The sequence below is a fragment of the Pseudonocardia sp. EV170527-09 genome (assembly GCF_008369905.1).
Classification (GTDB): domain Bacteria; phylum Actinomycetota; class Actinomycetes; order Mycobacteriales; family Pseudonocardiaceae; genus Pseudonocardia.
The window spans coordinates 1-564 of record NZ_VRMC01000310.1 but is presented as its reverse complement, the minus strand read 5'-3'; the positions used below and the strand labels follow the sequence as shown (position 1 = coordinate 564).

At 69.1% G+C, this 564-nt stretch carries 1 protein-coding gene; it reads right to left on the bottom strand.

Annotated features, from left to right (window positions below):
• Positions 1-294, bottom strand: a 294-nt coding sequence (locus FVA95_RS29280) for a transposase (protein ID WP_193564365.1), incomplete at its 3' end; no start/stop codon positions are given.
• Positions 295-564: the final 270 nt, after the last annotated feature.

Here is a 564-nt window from a genome sequence, read left to right as displayed (position 1 = left end):
GCGCCGGCGCTCGAGCAGCCAGTCGGGAAAGTAGGAACCGGTGCGGAGTTTGGGGATCGCCAGCTCCACGCTGCCGGCGCGGGTGTCCCAGTCCCGGGCCCGGTAGCCGTTGCGGGAGTTGACCCGCTCGGCGCTGCGTTCCCGATAGCCGGCGCCGCACATCGCGTCGGCCTCGGCCGCCATGAGCGTCTCGGCGAACTGTTTGATCATCGCCCGGAGCAGATCCGGGCTTGCATCAGCGAGCCGGTCGTTCACCCAGCCCGCCACATCGTTCACACTGTCTGACGCGGCCATCGCGTCTCCTCCCTCGAGAACTCTAAGCACTCGAAGGATCACGCGGTGGCCGTCTCATATCCCGACGCCACGCCGTTGATCAGCGACGACGTCGTACACCACGTCCCTGGACGCAACCGGGTGTGCACTGTCCTCAGCGGGGCATCAGAACCCCCGGGACTGCCCGCGTCCAGTGACCCGGGCCGGGCTGCGCCTGGTCCTCGAGCCCGAGCCGCGGCTGTTCCTGTGCTTCGCCTGCGACGAGCACGCCAACCAGCTCGACGCGCCCCG